This window comes from Allonocardiopsis opalescens (assembly GCF_003002095.1).
GTDB lineage: Bacteria > Actinomycetota > Actinomycetes > Streptosporangiales > Streptosporangiaceae > Allonocardiopsis > Allonocardiopsis opalescens.
Genome location: NZ_PVZC01000010.1, coordinates 349,121 through 363,363 on the forward strand (window position 1 = coordinate 349,121; position 14,243 = coordinate 363,363).

Here is a 14,243-nt window from a genome sequence, read left to right on the forward strand (position 1 = left end):
GCGGGATCAGGGGGCTTGGGTGCGGCGCGCGGGCTCAGTTCTTCGCGGCGGCTTCCATCGCGGCCTGGATGGCGGCCCGCTCGGCGCGCAGCTTGTCCAGCGCCTCCTGCAGGATGGCGGCGCCGTCTTCGTCGCTGCGCCGCTCCTTCACGTAGGCGAGGTGCGTCTTGTACGGCTCGGTGCGCGGCGGTGCGGGCGGGTTGTGCCGGTCCTGGCCGGCGGGGAAGCCGCACCGGGGGCAGTCCCACTCGTCGGGGACCTGCGCCTCGGAGGCGAAGCTCGGCACGGTCTCGTGGCCGTTGGCGCAGTAGAAGGAGACCCGGACGCGGGGCGCGGCCTCGCCGCGCTCGGCCTCGCCCATCGGTCCGGCGCCCACGCGGCTACCGCGGATGGCACTGCCACTACCCATGAAAGAAACTCCTCTGAACTGTCGTGACCGCGCGCGGTGCCGGCGGCGCCCGAGCGGTGCCGCGGTGTGGGGGACGCGCGGTCTGGCTGCCTACTGCGGCGGGACCTCCGCACCCATCAGCAGGCCGAGCGCCACCACGCACGCGAACCAGACGATGCCCGTTCCGATGGTGAGGCGGTCGAGGTTGCGCTCGACCACCGAGGACCCGCCCAGAGAGGTGGTGACGCCACCGCCGAAGAGATCGGAGAGGCCGCCGCCCTTGCCCTTGTGCAGCAGAACCAGCAGCACCATGAGCACACTGCAGATCATCAGCACGATGGAGAGACCGAGAATCAACGTGTTCACCAGTTCCGGGGAAAGCTCGCCCCACCGGGGAGGGGCGACGGGAGGTCGTGGGTGTCCGGCCGGGCGACGGCCGGATCTGTGACGATCCTAGCCGGACACATGGGCCTCGTCGCATTGTCCGGCTTCAGCCTACGCCGGATCCCGAGGGCATGTGTCCGGTTCTCAAGATCGTCGCACGAAGACGCGGCCGGACCTCAGGCGGCGGATTCCCGATAGCGCACCAGCTTGGCGAACTCCCCCGCGTCCAGGCTGGCCCCGCCGACGAGGGCGCCGTCGACGTCGGGCTGCGCCATGATGCCGACGATGTTGTCGGACTTGACCGAGCCCCCGTACAGGATCCGCACCGCGGCGGCGGTGTCGTCGTCGTAGCGCTCGGCCAGCCGGGCGCGCAGGGCCGCGGCGACCTCCTGGGCGTCGCCGGGGGTGGCGACCTCGCCGGTGCCGATGGCCCAGACCGGCTCGTAGGCGACCACGATGCCCCTGGCCTGCTCGGCCCGCACGCCCTGGAGCGCGCCGTCGAGCTGGGCGAGGCTGTAGGCGACCTGCTCGCCGGCCTTGCGGGTCTCCAGGCCCTCGCCGAGGCAGAGGATCGGGGTGATCCCGCTGAGCAGCGCGGCGGTGAGCTTGGCGTTCACCACGGCGTCGTCCTCGTTGTGGTACTGGCGCCGCTCGGAGTGGCCGACCAGGACGTAGCCGACGTCGAGCTTGGCCAGCATGGCGCCGGAGACCTCGCCGGTGTAGGCGCCCTTGCCGTGCTGGGAGATGTCCTGCGCGCCGTAGCCGATCCGCAGGCGGTCGCCCTCGACGAGGGTCTGCACGCTGCGCAGCGCGGTGAACGGGGGCAGCACGACGACGTCGACGGCGTCGTAGTCGGCGTCGATGAGCGTGAAGGCGAGCTTCTGGACCAGGGCGATCGCTTCGTAGTGGGTGTTGTTCAGCTTCCAGTTACCGGCGATCAGCGGCTTGCGGGGGGGTGTGGCTGCCATTGCGGTGATCAGTCCTCCAACGCCGTGATGCCGGGCAGGTCCTTGCCTTCGAGGTATTCAAGGCTAGCGCCGCCGCCGGTGGAGATGTGACCGAACGCGGACTCGTCGAAGCCCAGGGTGCGCACGGCCGCGGCGGAGTCGCCGCCGCCCACGACGGTGAACGCGTCGGAGTCGATCAGGCCCTGCGCGACCGCGCGGGTGCCCGCGGCGTAGGGCTCCATCTCGAACACGCCCATCGGGCCGTTCCAGAAGGCGGTGCGCGCGTCGGCGAGCTTGGCGGCGAACAGCTTGCCCGACTCCGGGCCGATGTCCAGGCCCATCCGGTCGGCCGGGATGGCGTCGGCCGGCACGACGTGGTGGTCGGCGTCGGCGGCGAAGCGGTCGGCGGCGACGATGTCGGTGGGCAGCACGATCTCGACGCCCGACTCCTCGGCCCGGCGCAGGTAGCCGCGGACGGTGTCGAGCTGGTCGGCCTCAAGCAGGCTGCCGCCGACCTCGTGCCCCTGGGCGGCCAGGAAGGTGAAGACCATGCCGCCGCCGATGAGCAGCCGGTCGGCGGTGCCGAGCAGGCTGTCGATGACGCCGAGCTTGTCGGAGACCTTGGAGCCGCCCAGCACGACGGCGTAGGGCCGCTGCGGGGACTCGGTCAGCCGGCGCAGCACCTGCAGCTCGGTGAAGACCAGGCCGCCGGCGGCGTGCGGCAGCCGGGCGGGGAGGTCGGCGACGCTGGCGTGCCTGCGGTGCACGGCGCCGAAGCCGTCCCCGACGTAGAGGTCGGCCAGCCCGGCCAGCCGGTCGGCCAGCTCGGCGCGCGCGGCGTCGTCCTTGCTGGTCTCGCCCGGCTCGAAGCGCAGGTTCTCCAGCAGCGCGACCTCGCCGTCGCCGAGGGTGGCGACGGTGGCGCGGGCGCTCTCCCCGGCCGTGTCGGTGGCGAAGCGCACGTCGACGCCGAGGAGCTCGCCCAGCCGCGCGGCGACCGGCCGCAGGCTGTACTCGGGCTTCACCTCGCCCTTGGGGCGGCCCAGGTGCGCGCCGACCACGACGCGGGCGCCGCGCTCGCGCAGCTGGGCGATGGTCGGCACGCTGGCCCGGATCCGACCGTCGTCGGTGATGGTGTCGCCGTCCAGCGGCACGTTGAGGTCGGCGCGGACGAACACCCGGGCGCCCGCGACCTCCAGATCATCGATGGTCCGCATCATTCATCCCTGCTCGAGACTGCTCGGGTGGTGGGTCCTCGGGGGCGCGCCGCACCCCCGGGCGGCGTTCGCGCGTCCGGGGGTGCGGCGTGCGGGCTCGGCGGCCCTTACAGGCGGGAGCCGACCAGCTGGGCGAGGTCGACGATCCGGTTGGAGTAGCCCCACTCGTTGTCGTACCAGCCGACGACCTTCACGGTGGAGCCCATGGCCATGGTCAGGCTGGCGTCGAAGGTGCACGACGGCGAGGTGCCGACGATGTCGGAGGAGACGATCTGGTCCTCGGTGTAGCGGAGGTAGCCCTTCAGCTCACCCTCGGCCGCCGCCTTGTAGGCCGCGTTCACCTCTTCCTTGGTGACCTCGCGCTCCAGCTCGACCACCAGGTCGGTGACGGAGCCGTCGGGCACCGGAACCCGCATCGCCATGCCGTCGAGCTTGCCCTTGAGCTGCGGCAGCACCAGCGCGGTCGCCTTGGCGGCGCCGGTGGTGGTGGGGATGATGTTGGTGGCCGCGGCCCGCGCCCGGCGCAGGTCCTTGTGCGGGAAGTCCAGGATGACCTGGTCGTTGGTGTAGGCGTGCACCGTGGTCATCAGGCCCTTGACGATGCCGAAGCTGTCCAGCAGGACCTTGGCCAGCGGCGCCACGCAGTTGGTGGTGCAGGAGGCGTTGGAGATGACGTGGTGCGACGCGGGGTCGTAGCCGGAGTCGTTGACGCCCATGACCACGGTGAGGTCCTCGCCCTTGGCGGGAGCGGAGATGATGACCTTCTTGGCCCCGGCGGCGATGTGCTTCTTGGCGTCCTCGGCCTTGGTGAAGCGGCCGGTGGACTCGATGACGATGTCGACGCCCAGCTCGCCCCACGGCAGCGCGGCGGGGTCGCGCTCCTCGAGCGCCTTGAAGCTCTTGCCGTCGACCTTGATGGAGTCGCCGTCGGCGCGGACGTCGGCGTCGAGGGTGCCCAGCACGCTGTCGTACTTGAGCAGGTGGGCGAGCGTGGCGTTGTCGGTCAGGTCGTTGACGGCCACGACCTCGATGTCGTGCTCGGACGCGCTGACCGCGCGCCAGAAGTTGCGGCCGATCCGGCCGAAGCCGTTGACGCCTACACGGATGGTCACGGGACCGTTCTCCTCGCATGTCGTCGGTGCGACAGCCCGATACGCCGCGGCGGTACCGGCACTGCTTATCAAGATGGAACGAGAATGAAGAGGTGTCATCGAGCGTACCGAACCCGCTCCCGGCACGGGTTCCCGGGCGGCCCGACCCGGCTCGGTCCGCGCTGGTGGCTCGGGAGCCGGACACGGTGGCGGTAGCCACCAACAGGTCTAGACCATACACCCGCCGAGGGGCACGCCGCCGGGCGGCCGGACGGCTCGGCGGCCCCCGGCGCCGCCGGTGCGGGGCCGCGGCGGAGGGCGGCCACGGCCCTAGGCGCCGAATCGCGAATGCCGATAATCCGGAATACGAATACCGGAAAGGCGCGGGCGCCACCCGGGGCGGAATCGGGCCGGTCTCTCCGCAATTGCGCACGCACGCTCGTGAGCATTCAATTACTCAGAGTAACGCAAAAGTCACCGCGATCCGCCGCGGTATGCGTTCACCCAAGGCATCCGTTCGCGATCCGCGCACGGGATGGCGCCGCCCGATCCGCTCGCCGGAACAAGGCCGTACACCAAAGAGTCCCATCGGCGCCGGAATCGCGGCGCATTCGGCGCGACGAAAAAAGTAGTCCACATCTCATTGTCGGCGGCGATGGCGGTCCGATGCGCGTCCGGTGTCATATCAATAACGCGCGCATTGCGCCAAGTTACCATCACGTTAACATCACGGGGCGATCATTGGCGGCGCTCCCGCCGCCCGGAACTACACCTTTTGACACATCCAACTTCCCGCGTCGCGGCAGGTGGCAGCGGCGACATGAATTCAGTTCACCACCGCCTGACCGGAAACGGCCAGTAGATGAAACCGCAACAGAATACCGCCCCCTCCCCCGCGCCCGACACGCCCGGCGACCAGGCGATCCGCCTGCGGAAACGGCAGGGAGGCGCCGACGCCGAGCGGCAAGGCGATGCGCGGAGACCGCGCTTGGCGCACAGTGCTTACCTGCGCCGTTCTTGTGGACGGAACGCGAATCAAGATCATCCAAACCGGTGGAGTGCTATAGCTCACCATAAGCCGCCCAGGCGGATCGTCACGGCACGTATTGCCAACGAGACGAGGCGTGGCTAGGTTAGCAACGGGTTAGCAAATATCGTGATTGAGTTCGATTGGTCGCGACTCAACGTTTCTTACCCGCTTTGTCTGATTTGCTGGGGAATCGGAGGACAGCGGAGCCATGGGATGCGCGAACGCCAACGGCCGCGCGGCCGAAGACCGTCCGACCGCGATGCGGCACCGCGCCGCACCGGGCCCGGGGGCACGGCCCGCCGGTGCCGCGAACTCGTCGTAGCCGGATCCGCGCCGCGAGCGCGGACGACCGCGGTGCGGGGGCGGGGCCGCCCGCCCGCACCCGGCGGCGCTCCTTTCCCACGGCAGGGCCGCCGGTATCCGGGCCGGGTACCGGCGGGGGAACCGGACGCGCACCGCGCCGCGTCCCACGGGGCCACGGGGGTTCCGCGAGTGCACGGCGCCTTCCGTCGCGCGCCGGGCCGCGCGGCGCGGACGGCGGAGTCCGGCGGGGATCCATCCGGCCGCGGCGGCCGGCACGGCGGACGGGGACCGGTGGCCGCGATCCGGTCGGGGCCCTTCCGCATGCCGCTCAGACACGTTCTCGATTGTGACGGAGACACGCCCCATGAAGGGCTCGGAAGAGATCCGGCGACGACTCGCGGACCGGGTGGAGGAGACGGTCCCCGCACTCTGCGACCGATATCTGGCGGCTCTGCGCGCCGACGCGAGCCCGCTGTGCGCGCCGCCCGACCAGGGGGCGGCGGCGCGCGACCACGCGGAGGCGATCCTGCTCGACGTCGTCCGCGCACTGCGCGAGGGGCCGCCCGACGGCGCCGGCCAGGCGGACTCCGCCCTGGTGCTGGAGATCCCCGACCCGCACACCGTGCTCTCCTACGCGCCGATGGGCGACGTCCTGCGCGCGATGGCGGTGCTGACCGAGCTGGTGCTGGAGCGGATCGACGCCTTCTCCGGCGGGCTGCCCGACGCCGACCGGCGCGCCCTGCGGGCCCGCGCGGCCTTCGAAGTGCACCGGGCGGTCGCGCTGCACGGCCAGCTCGCCGCGGCCGGGCGCGACTCCCAGCTGCTGCTGGCCATGTCGCCTGGCTCCCCCGAGGACGAGCGGCGCGACCGGCTCAGCGACGAGATCCACGACCGCGTGGGCGGCGGCCTGGCGCTGGCCCGCCGCCACCTCGACCTCTACCTGGCCAAGTCCTCGGCCGGCCTGGCCGCCGACGACCACATGGACGCGGTCGAGCGCTCGCTGCGGGACGCGGCCGAGTCGGTGCGGCGGCTGGTCTCCGGCGCGCCCGAGGCCGCGGCGCCCGCCGACCTGGAGGCGTCGCTGCGCCAGGACGCCGCCGTGCTGAACAGCCGCGGCGCCGCCGTGCACATCACCGTCACCGGCGACGACGGCCTGCTGCCCGCGCACCACCGCGCCGAGCTGTTCCTCAGCCTGCGCGAGTTCGTGCGCAACTCGCTGCGGCACGCCGAGCCGTCGGAGGTCCGGGTGCGGGTGGAGGTCACCGCGGCGGCCGTGACGGCCGAGGCCGGCGACGACGGCACCGGCTTCGATCCGGAGCTGACCGTCGGCGCGCCGCGCGGGGGGCTGCGCACCATGCGCCGGCGGGTGGTCCGGCTGGGCGGAAGCTACGCGCTGACCAGCGCGCCTGGGGAAGGAACACGGCTGCGGCTGCGGGTGCCGCTGCCGACGGGGGACGGCGCGGGCGGCCCCTGGCCGCACCGCGCCGAGAGCCGCTGAGGAAACGACGACCGGGAAACCGACGCAACGAGGCCGACGAACGGGGACGCCATGCCATCGATCCGAATTCTGCTCGCCGACGACCACACCCTGCTGCGCGACGCCGTGGCCGAACTCCTGCACATGGAGGACGATCTTCAGGTGGTCGCCGCCGCCGGGGACGTGTCCGGCGCCGTCGCGCTCGCGGCCGAGCACCGGCCCGACGTGGCGCTGCTGGACATCCACATGCCCGGCAACGAGCATCCGCCGACGACACTGAGCAGACTCAGGCAGGCGGCGCCGGACATGCGGGTGCTGGTGCTCAGCATGTACGACGACGCCCGGCTGGCCAGGGAGCTGGTCGGGCTCGGCATCCGGGGCTACCTGCACAAGTCGGTGACGGCCGGGGCGCTGGTCTCCGCGGTCCGCGAGGCCGCCACCGTCAACCGCACCATCACCCTGTCGCTGCCGCCGGAGAAGCTGTCGGCCGTGTCGGCCAGGGGCCCGCTGTCGCCGCGCGAGGAGCAGGTGATCCAGCTGGCGGCGAAAGGGCTCAGCAACCACCAGATCGCGCGGGCGCTGGACATCACCGAGGGGACCGTCAAGCGCCACATGAGCAACATCTTCGAGAAGCTGGGGGCGCAGTCGCGGGTCGAGGCGGCCAATATCGCCGTGTCGCAGGGCTACATCGCCTCGCCCGCCGCCGCCTTCCAGGCCGAGCGCCCGGCGGCGCGCCGGGGCGGCTGGGACGCCCCGGCCCCGGGCCGGCGCGGCGCGGAGGCCGAGCGCGGCCGGGCGACGGCGACGCGCACCGCCCGGCGCACCGCGCGGTCGGCCTACATGCCCATCCCGATCCCGCCGCCCACCGGGACCACCGCGCCGGTCACGTAGCCGGCCGACTCCCCGGCGAGGAAGCGCACCACCGCGGCGACCTCGTCGGCGGAGCCGAACCTGCGCAGCGGGATCATCTCGGTCAGCGACGCCTGCCGCTTGTCCGACAGCACCCGCGTCATGTCCGTGTCGATGATGCCCGGCGCCACCAGGTTGACCGTCACACCGCGGGCGCCCAGCTCCCACACCAGCGAGCGGGCCAGCCCGAGCAGGCCGGTCTTGGCGGCGGCGTAGTTGGTCTGGCCGGGCGAGCCGAGGAAGCCCAGCGCCGAGGAGAGCAGCACGATCCGGCCGCGGCGGGCGGCGAGCATGCCGGCCGCCGCGGTCCGCACGGTGCGGAAGACGCCGACGAGGTTGGTCTCCAGCACCTCTTCGAACACGGCGTCGTCCATCCGCAGCATCAGGGTGTCGCGGGTGATGCCGGCGTTGGCGACGAACACCTCCACGGCGCCCTGCTCCTCCGCCACCGCCTTGAAGGCCTGCGCGACCGACTCGGGGTCGGTCACCTCGCACCGCACCCCGAACAGGCCCTCGGGCGGCTCTCCGGTGCGGTAGCCGACGGCCACCCGGTCGCCGTCGGCGGCCATGGCGCGGGCGATGGCCAGCCCCAGGCCCCGGTTTCCTCCGGTGATGAACACGGAACGCGACATCTGCTGCCTTTCCATTGACGGCCGGCGCGGGCGGGGCCCGTCCGGCGGACGGGCTCAGTCGGGCGGCGCCTGGACCACCAGGCACGACCAGGAGAAGCCGGCGCCCGCGCTGAAGACCAGCGCGTAGCGGCCGGGGTCGAGGACGCGGCCGCGCACCAGTCCGGCCAGGCCGGCCGCGGCGTCGCCGGCGCCCAGGTGGCCGGTGCCGCGGCCCCAGTCCAGCAGCTCGGCGTCCAGGGCGTCCGACAGCAGCGGGATCCAGGAGTCGCGCAGGGTCTTGGCGCCGAAGCGCGGCAGCACCGCGCAGGCGATCCGCTTGTCCAGCGGGTCGAGTCCGGCGTCGGCCAGCGCCCGCGCCAGCACCGCGCGCACCGAGCGCTCGTTGGCCGCGGTGAACCCCTCGCGGCCGCGGCCGCTGAGGTAGGCGCGCTTGGTGGCGCGCATGTCGACGCGGTCCCGGTGGGAGCGGGCGGCGGGCGCGAACGGATCGCTGCCGCGGTGCATCTCCTCCAGTTCGGGGGCGGCGACGGTGGCGACCGCGTGCAGCAGCAGCGCGTCGGCGGGACCGCCGGCGGCGCGCAGCAGCACGGCGGTGCCCGCGTCGCCGTAGGCGACGCCGTAGTCGGCGTTCCACCGGTCGAAGCCGGGCGGCCCGAAGCGGTCGGCGGTGGTGACCAGCGCGTGGCGCCACCCCGGTTCCGCGGCCAGCCGTGCGGCGGCCGTCTCGATGGCGGCGGTGCCGCCGTTGCACACCTGCTGTACCCCGAGCGGGTAGGCGCCGGGGGCGCCCAGCCGGCTGGCGATGTAGTGCGGCGGCGACCACAGATCGTGCCCCTGGTAGTACATCCACGCGTGGCAGAGCAGGTCGAGGCGGTCGCCGGGCAGCCCGGCCGCGCGCAGGGCCTCGCCGCCCGCGAGCACGGCCATCTCCGGGGCGGACAGCTCGCCGGCGTCGGGCAGCGACGGGTGCGCCAGGTCGCGCAGAGTCGCCGGCCGGGTGCCGGCCGCCGCGGCGTCCTGCTCCGTCGAGCGCCCGTCCGGCAGCCACAGCGACGCCGCGGCGATCCCGACCGGGGGGTGGAGTCTCACTGCTCGGCCTCCTCGCGCGGCGCGCCGGTACCTCCGGCCCGCGGTCGCCGGCCCGGTCCCGCCGGGGCCCGCACCGGGCACGGAAGAAAGCATCCGCGGCGCCGGGCGGCAATTCACAGTGCACTTCGGGTACACCCCCTACAACTTTCGGAGCCCTTGCTCGCCCTTCTCCGAATGCGTTTGACTTTCCGGCGTGGCGCCCCGGACGGATGCCGGCACGGCCGGACGCCGTTCAGCGGACCGGCCGTCAGGCCGTAGAGAGCGACCAAGGAGAATTGCGATGAGCGGTCAGACCATTTCCGAGGACCTGCGCAGGAAAGTGCACACCATTGTCGCCGACGTCCTCGAGGTGGACGCGGGCGAATTGGTGGACAGCAGCAGCTTCTCCGACGACTTCGACGCCGACTCGCTCATGACCATCGAGATCATCGCGCGCTTCGAGCGCGACCTGGGCATCACGGTGCCGCAGGACGAGATGGTCGACCTCGACGACCTGTCCACCGCCTACGCGCTGGCGGCGCGCTACGCCAAGGAGCCGACGAGTGCCTGAGTCGCCGCCGCGCCGCGTCGCGGTCACCGGCCTGGGGGCGGTGAGCAGCCTGGGCCTGGGCGCCGGTGCCGTCGCCGAGTCGGTCCGGCTGGGGCGCAGCGGCATCGGCCCGATCGAGCAGTTCGACGCCGAGGGCTTCGAGCACACCCTCGCCGGGGAGGTGCGCGGCTTCCAGCCGGAGGACCACCTGTGGCGGATCGACCCCGCGCGCTGGGGCCGCAGCGCCCAGTTCGCCGCGGCGGCCGCGCGGATGGCCGCCGCGGACGCGGGCGTCTCCGACGCGACGCTGGCGGGCTCGCGGGCCGGGAGCAGCTTCGGCACCACCAACGGCGAGTCGCAGGTGCTGGAGCGGCTGGCCTTCGCCTCGCTGAGCGGCGGCCCGCAGGAACTGCCGCCCGCCCTCGTCGGCCAGGCCGACGCCGGGCGCATCAGCGCGGCGGTCAACGCCGAACTGGGCCTCACCGGCGAGGCGCAGACGGTCGCGACCGCGTGCGCGGCGAGCAACTACGCGATCGGCTACGGCTACGACCTGGTGCGCTCCGGCGCTGCGGACTTCATGGTCTGCGGCGGCGCCGACGCCTCCAACCGAGCCACCCACGCCGGCTTCCACCGGCTGGGCGCCATCGCCCGCGATGTGCCGCGCCCCTTCGACGCCGAGCGCGACGGCATCGTCACCGCCGAGGGCGGCGTCGCCCTGCTGTTGGAGCCGCTGGACGCGGCGCTGGCGCGCGGCGCCCGCGTCTACGCGGAGGTGCTGGGCTACGGGATGACCTGCGACGCCAAGCACATGACCAATCCCGACGCCGCCTCCATCGCCGCCTGCATCCGCGCGGCGCACCGCGGCGCGGGCATCAAGCCCGAGGACGTCGACTACGTCTGCGCGCACGGCACCGGCACCCCCGCCAACGACCGCACCGAGGTGGCGGCGATGCGGGAGGTCTTCGGCGAGCGGCTGCCGCCGGTCAGCTCGATCAAGTCGATGCTGGGCCACACCATGGGCGCGGCCGCCGGCTTCGGCGCGCTGGTCTGCTGCATGGCGCTGCGCACCGGCTTCCTGCCGCCCAGCGCCACCGTGCGCGAGGTCGACCCCGAGCTGGGCGAGGGCCTGGACTGCGTGCCGGGCACCGGCCGCGCGGCGCGGCCCAGGGTCGTGCAGAACCACGGCTTCGCCTTCGGCGGCAACAACGCCATCACCGTCTTCGGCGAGGTGGCCGCATGAGCGCCGCGATCGCCGACATCGTCGCCTGCGGCGTGCTCAGCGCCGCGGGCAGCGGGCTGCCGCCGCTGGCGGCGGCGCTGGCGGGCCCGCCCGACCGCGAGGAGGCGCCGGACCGGGAGGCCGGCGACGGCGGCTACCCGCCGCTGCGGGTGCGCCCGGTCGCCGACGCGCGGATCGCCGAACGGCTGGGCCGCAAGGGCCTGGCCCGGCTCACCAGGACCGACCAGCTGGGCATGGCCGCGACCGCGCAGGCCATCGAGCAGCTGGGCGGCGTGCCCGCGGACGCGGCCGACCGCACCGGCGTGGTGCTGGGCACCTCCGTGGGCAGCACCGGCCGGATCGCGGAGTTCACCCGCGACACCTTCGTGCGGGAGCGCCCCTACATGGTGAACCCCTCGCACTTCCCCGGCACCCTGATGAACTCCTGCGCCGGGCAGACCGCGATCAGGTACGGCCTGACCGGCGTCAACTCCACCCTGTCGGGCGGTGCGACCGCGGGACTGGCCGCGGTGCGCTTCGCCTGCAACGCGCTGGCCAACGGGCACGCCGACCTGCTGCTGACCGGCGGGGTGGAGGAGCTGAGCGCGGAGTCGGCCTGGGCCTGGCACCGCACCGGCCTGCTGGGCCGCGATGTCGCGGTCGGCGAGGGCGGCGCCGTGTTCGCGCTGGCGCGCGGCACCGGCGGCCGCGCCCCGCTGGCGCGGCTGCTCGCCTGCGAGCTGGGCTTCGCCGACCCCGCGCAGGGCCCGGCCGCCGTGGCCAGGGGCCTGGCCGGCCAGGTGGAACGCGCGCTCGCACGCGCCGGGCTCACCCCCGCCGAGGTCACCGTCGCGGTGCCGGGCGCGGGCGGGCCGGCCGGCTGGGGCGCGGTGGAGGAGCGGGCGCTGCGTTCGGCGCTGGGCCTGCCCGGGCCGCGCCGGCTGCGGCCGCACCGCGTCATCGGCGAGACCCACGGCGCGAGCGCCGCGCTGGGGCTGGCCGCGCTCCTCGCCCACTGGAGCACCGCCGAGGAGCCGGGCGGGACCGGGCTGGTCACCGCACTGAGCCCCGACGGCCAGGTCGGCTGCCTGCTGGTCGGCCGCGCCGAGCAGCAGTAGGGACGAATCCGCACGACGTCGCACCAGGAGCCGCACACCATGGACACCCTCACCGAGCCGGTCGCCGCACCGGCCGACCAGGCCGTTGCCGAACTGGACTACGACCGCACCGTCTCGCGCAGCACCGTGCACCGCTGGTCGCTGTCGGAGGTCTTCCTCACCGACCTGCGCGGCGTGGACGAGACCCGCTTCGTGGCGGCCGCGCAGCTGCCGCCGAGCCACGCCTACTACGGCGACCACATCTACCAGGCCGACCGCGAGCACTACGACGTGCTGCTGGTGCTGGAGAGCTGCCGCCAGGCCGTGACGCACGCCACCCACACCCACCTGGGCGCCCCGGCCGCCACCACCTTCATGGTCACCTCCTGGTGGATCGAGGTGGACGGGCCCGGGGCGCTGCTGCGCGGCGAACGGGCCGGCCGGCTGCGCGTCGACGGCGAGGTGGTGCAGAGCCAGACGCGCGGCGGCAGGCTGCGGCGGGCCGTGTTCGCGATGGGCATGTCGGTGGACGGGGTGCCGCTGGGCCGCCTCGGCATGGACGTGCGGTGCAGCCCCACCGACCAGTACCACCAGCTGCGGGCGATGCAGCGCGGCGGCTCGGTGCCGACCGCCTTCACCCTGCCCGCCGAGCCGGCCGGCGAGCCGCTCCCGGCGGCCAAGGTGGGCCGCCGCGACCCGGTCAACGCGGTGCTGGACGCCGTGGTGCGCACCGGGGACCGCCTGGAGGCCGTCCTCAGCCCGCGCAGCTTCCGCAACCGCAGCATGTACGACCACCCCTACGACCACGTGCCCGCGATGGTCTTCAGCGAGGCGGCCCGGCAGTGCGCGCTGCTGCTGTCGGACGGCACCGCCGCCGCACCGCACCGGGTGACCGGCCTGCACGGCGACTTCCGCAAGTTCGCCGAACTGGACCGGCCGGTGCTGCTGTCGGCCGCCGCGGTGCCCGAGGCCGAGGAGCCGGCCTGGCGGATGACCGCCGTCCAGAACGGCACCGAGGTCGCCGAGGTCACCGTCGCCCTCGGCTGAGCCCGCCCCTTCGACTCCGTGGAGACCCCCATGCCCGCCGCGCCCGGCGCCCCGCTCGCGTTCTTCGACGTCGACGAGACGCTGATCACGATCAAGAGCATGTTCGACTTCTACGACTACTTCCTCGCCGCCGTCGGGCACTCCCCCGAGGAGCAGCAGCGGCTCAAGGACGACGCCCGCTCGCTGCTGCGGCCCGGGCTGCCGCGCGAGCAGGGCAACCGGCTGTTCTATCGGCGCTTCGCCGGCTACGCGGCGGCGGACGTGGCGGCGCACGGCCGCGCCTGGTTCGACGGCCACCTCGCCAGGGGCGGCCTGTTCCAGCAGGAGGTGCTGGCCGCGCTGCGCGGGCACACCGCCGACGGGGTGACCACCGTGCTGGTCTCCGGCTCGTTCCCCGCCTGCCTGGACCCGATCCTGGCCCACACCGGCGCCGACATCGCGCTCTGCACCGAACTGGAGGCGAGCGACGGCGTCTACACCGGCGAGGTGCTGCGGACCATGATCGGCGACGCCAAGGCGGCGGCGGCCCGGCGGCTGATCGAGGAGAGCGGGGTGCCGGCCGCCGCCTGCTTCGGCTACGGCGACCACACCTCTGACCTGGAGCTGCTGCGCCTGGTCGGCACGGCGACGGTCGTCGGCGACAACCCGGTGCTGGCCGCCGAGGCGGCCGAGCGCGGTTGGCGGCGGATCGGCGGGGCGGTCACCGTCTGAGCGGCGGCCGGGCCCGCCCGGCCGCACCCGACCGCCCATCCGTCCGCCCCGCCAGGCCGCGAGCCGAGAGAGGTGTCATGCGCAAGGTGCTGATCGCTAACCGTGGTGAGATCGCGGTGCGGGTGGTGCGGGCGTGCCGGGATGCGGGTCTTGGCAGTGTGGCGGTGTATTGC

General features: G+C 73.7%; 15 protein-coding genes. 8 read left to right on the forward strand and 7 right to left on the reverse strand.

All coding sequences use genetic code 11. The features are described from left to right. Positions 1–34 precede the first annotated feature (34 nt). From CLV72_RS29275 to gap, 5 genes are all read right to left on the reverse strand, one after another. Positions 35–409 carry an RNA polymerase-binding protein RbpA gene (locus CLV72_RS29275; RefSeq protein WP_106252931.1) on the reverse strand — a complete coding sequence of 125 codons (375 nt, stop codon included), beginning with the start codon at positions 407–409 and terminating at the stop codon, positions 35–37. Between the two features lie 90 nt (positions 410–499). Further along, a complete protein-coding gene (gene secG, locus CLV72_RS29280; RefSeq protein WP_106253078.1) occupies positions 500–745 on the reverse strand; it encodes a preprotein translocase subunit SecG in 246 nt (81 codons plus the stop codon). A gap of 203 nt (positions 746–948) precedes the next feature. Then, complete coding sequence (gene tpiA / locus CLV72_RS29285) at positions 949–1,740, reverse strand: triose-phosphate isomerase (protein WP_106252934.1); 792 nt, start codon at positions 1,738–1,740, stop codon at positions 949–951. 8 nt (positions 1,741–1,748) lie between these two features. Then, positions 1,749–2,936, reverse strand: a complete 1,188-nt coding sequence (locus tag CLV72_RS29290) for a phosphoglycerate kinase (RefSeq protein WP_106253080.1) — start codon at positions 2,934–2,936, stop codon at positions 1,749–1,751. Between the two features lie 107 nt (positions 2,937–3,043). Then, on the reverse strand, positions 3,044–4,048 hold the full coding sequence (gene gap / locus CLV72_RS29295) for a type I glyceraldehyde-3-phosphate dehydrogenase (RefSeq protein ID WP_106252936.1): 1,005 nt from the start codon (positions 4,046–4,048) through the stop codon (positions 3,044–3,046). A 1,676-nt stretch (positions 4,049–5,724) separates the two neighbouring features. On the opposite strand from gap, the gene CLV72_RS29300 reads away from it, so the two are divergent. Both CLV72_RS29300 and CLV72_RS29305 read left to right on the forward strand, forming a co-directional pair. Continuing rightward, positions 5,725–6,858 carry a sensor histidine kinase gene (locus CLV72_RS29300; RefSeq protein ID WP_106252938.1) on the forward strand — a complete coding sequence of 378 codons (1,134 nt, stop codon included), beginning with the start codon at positions 5,725–5,727 and terminating at the stop codon, positions 6,856–6,858. A 51-nt stretch (positions 6,859–6,909) separates the two neighbouring features. Further along, on the forward strand, positions 6,910–7,728 hold the full coding sequence (locus CLV72_RS29305) for a response regulator (RefSeq protein WP_211303154.1): 819 nt from the start codon (positions 6,910–6,912) through the stop codon (positions 7,726–7,728). On the opposite strand, the gene CLV72_RS29310 is transcribed toward CLV72_RS29305, so the two are convergent. Together CLV72_RS29310 and CLV72_RS29315 are read right to left on the reverse strand one after the other, a co-directional pair. Then, positions 7,674–8,378 carry an SDR family oxidoreductase gene (locus tag CLV72_RS29310; RefSeq protein WP_106252940.1) on the reverse strand — a complete coding sequence of 235 codons (705 nt, stop codon included), beginning with the start codon at positions 8,376–8,378 and terminating at the stop codon, positions 7,674–7,676. The genes CLV72_RS29305 and CLV72_RS29310 overlap by 55 nt on opposite strands. 54 nt (positions 8,379–8,432) lie before the next feature. Then, complete coding sequence (locus CLV72_RS29315; protein ID WP_211303155.1) at positions 8,433–9,467, reverse strand: beta-ketoacyl-[acyl-carrier-protein] synthase family protein; 1,035 nt, start codon at positions 9,465–9,467, stop codon at positions 8,433–8,435. A gap of 280 nt (positions 9,468–9,747) precedes the next feature. On the opposite strand from CLV72_RS29315, the gene CLV72_RS29320 reads away from it, so the two are divergent. The 6 genes from CLV72_RS29320 to CLV72_RS29345 all read left to right on the forward strand — a co-directional run. Then, entirely contained in the window at positions 9,748–10,017 is a 270-nt protein-coding gene (locus CLV72_RS29320; RefSeq protein WP_106252944.1) for a phosphopantetheine-binding protein, read from the forward strand. Then, on the forward strand, positions 10,010–11,236 hold the full coding sequence (locus CLV72_RS29325) for a beta-ketoacyl-[acyl-carrier-protein] synthase family protein (RefSeq protein ID WP_106252946.1): 1,227 nt from the start codon (positions 10,010–10,012) through the stop codon (positions 11,234–11,236). The genes CLV72_RS29320 and CLV72_RS29325 overlap by 8 nt, the downstream gene beginning before the upstream one ends. After that, entirely contained in the window at positions 11,233–12,333 is a 1,101-nt protein-coding gene (locus tag CLV72_RS29330) for a beta-ketoacyl synthase N-terminal-like domain-containing protein (protein WP_106252949.1), read from the forward strand. Before CLV72_RS29325 ends, CLV72_RS29330 begins: the two co-directional genes overlap by 4 nt. Positions 12,334–12,372: 39 nt before the next feature. Beyond that, entirely contained in the window at positions 12,373–13,359 is a 987-nt protein-coding gene (locus tag CLV72_RS29335; RefSeq protein WP_106252951.1) for an AfsA-related hotdog domain-containing protein, read from the forward strand. Positions 13,360–13,389: 30 nt separating this feature from the next. Continuing rightward, on the forward strand, positions 13,390–14,070 hold the full coding sequence (locus CLV72_RS29340; RefSeq protein WP_106252954.1) for an HAD-IB family hydrolase: 681 nt from the start codon (positions 13,390–13,392) through the stop codon (positions 14,068–14,070). A gap of 77 nt (positions 14,071–14,147) precedes the next feature. Then, positions 14,148–14,243 (forward strand): biotin carboxylase N-terminal domain-containing protein (locus CLV72_RS29345; RefSeq protein WP_146159292.1); only part of this gene is annotated, 96 nt, incomplete at its 3' end.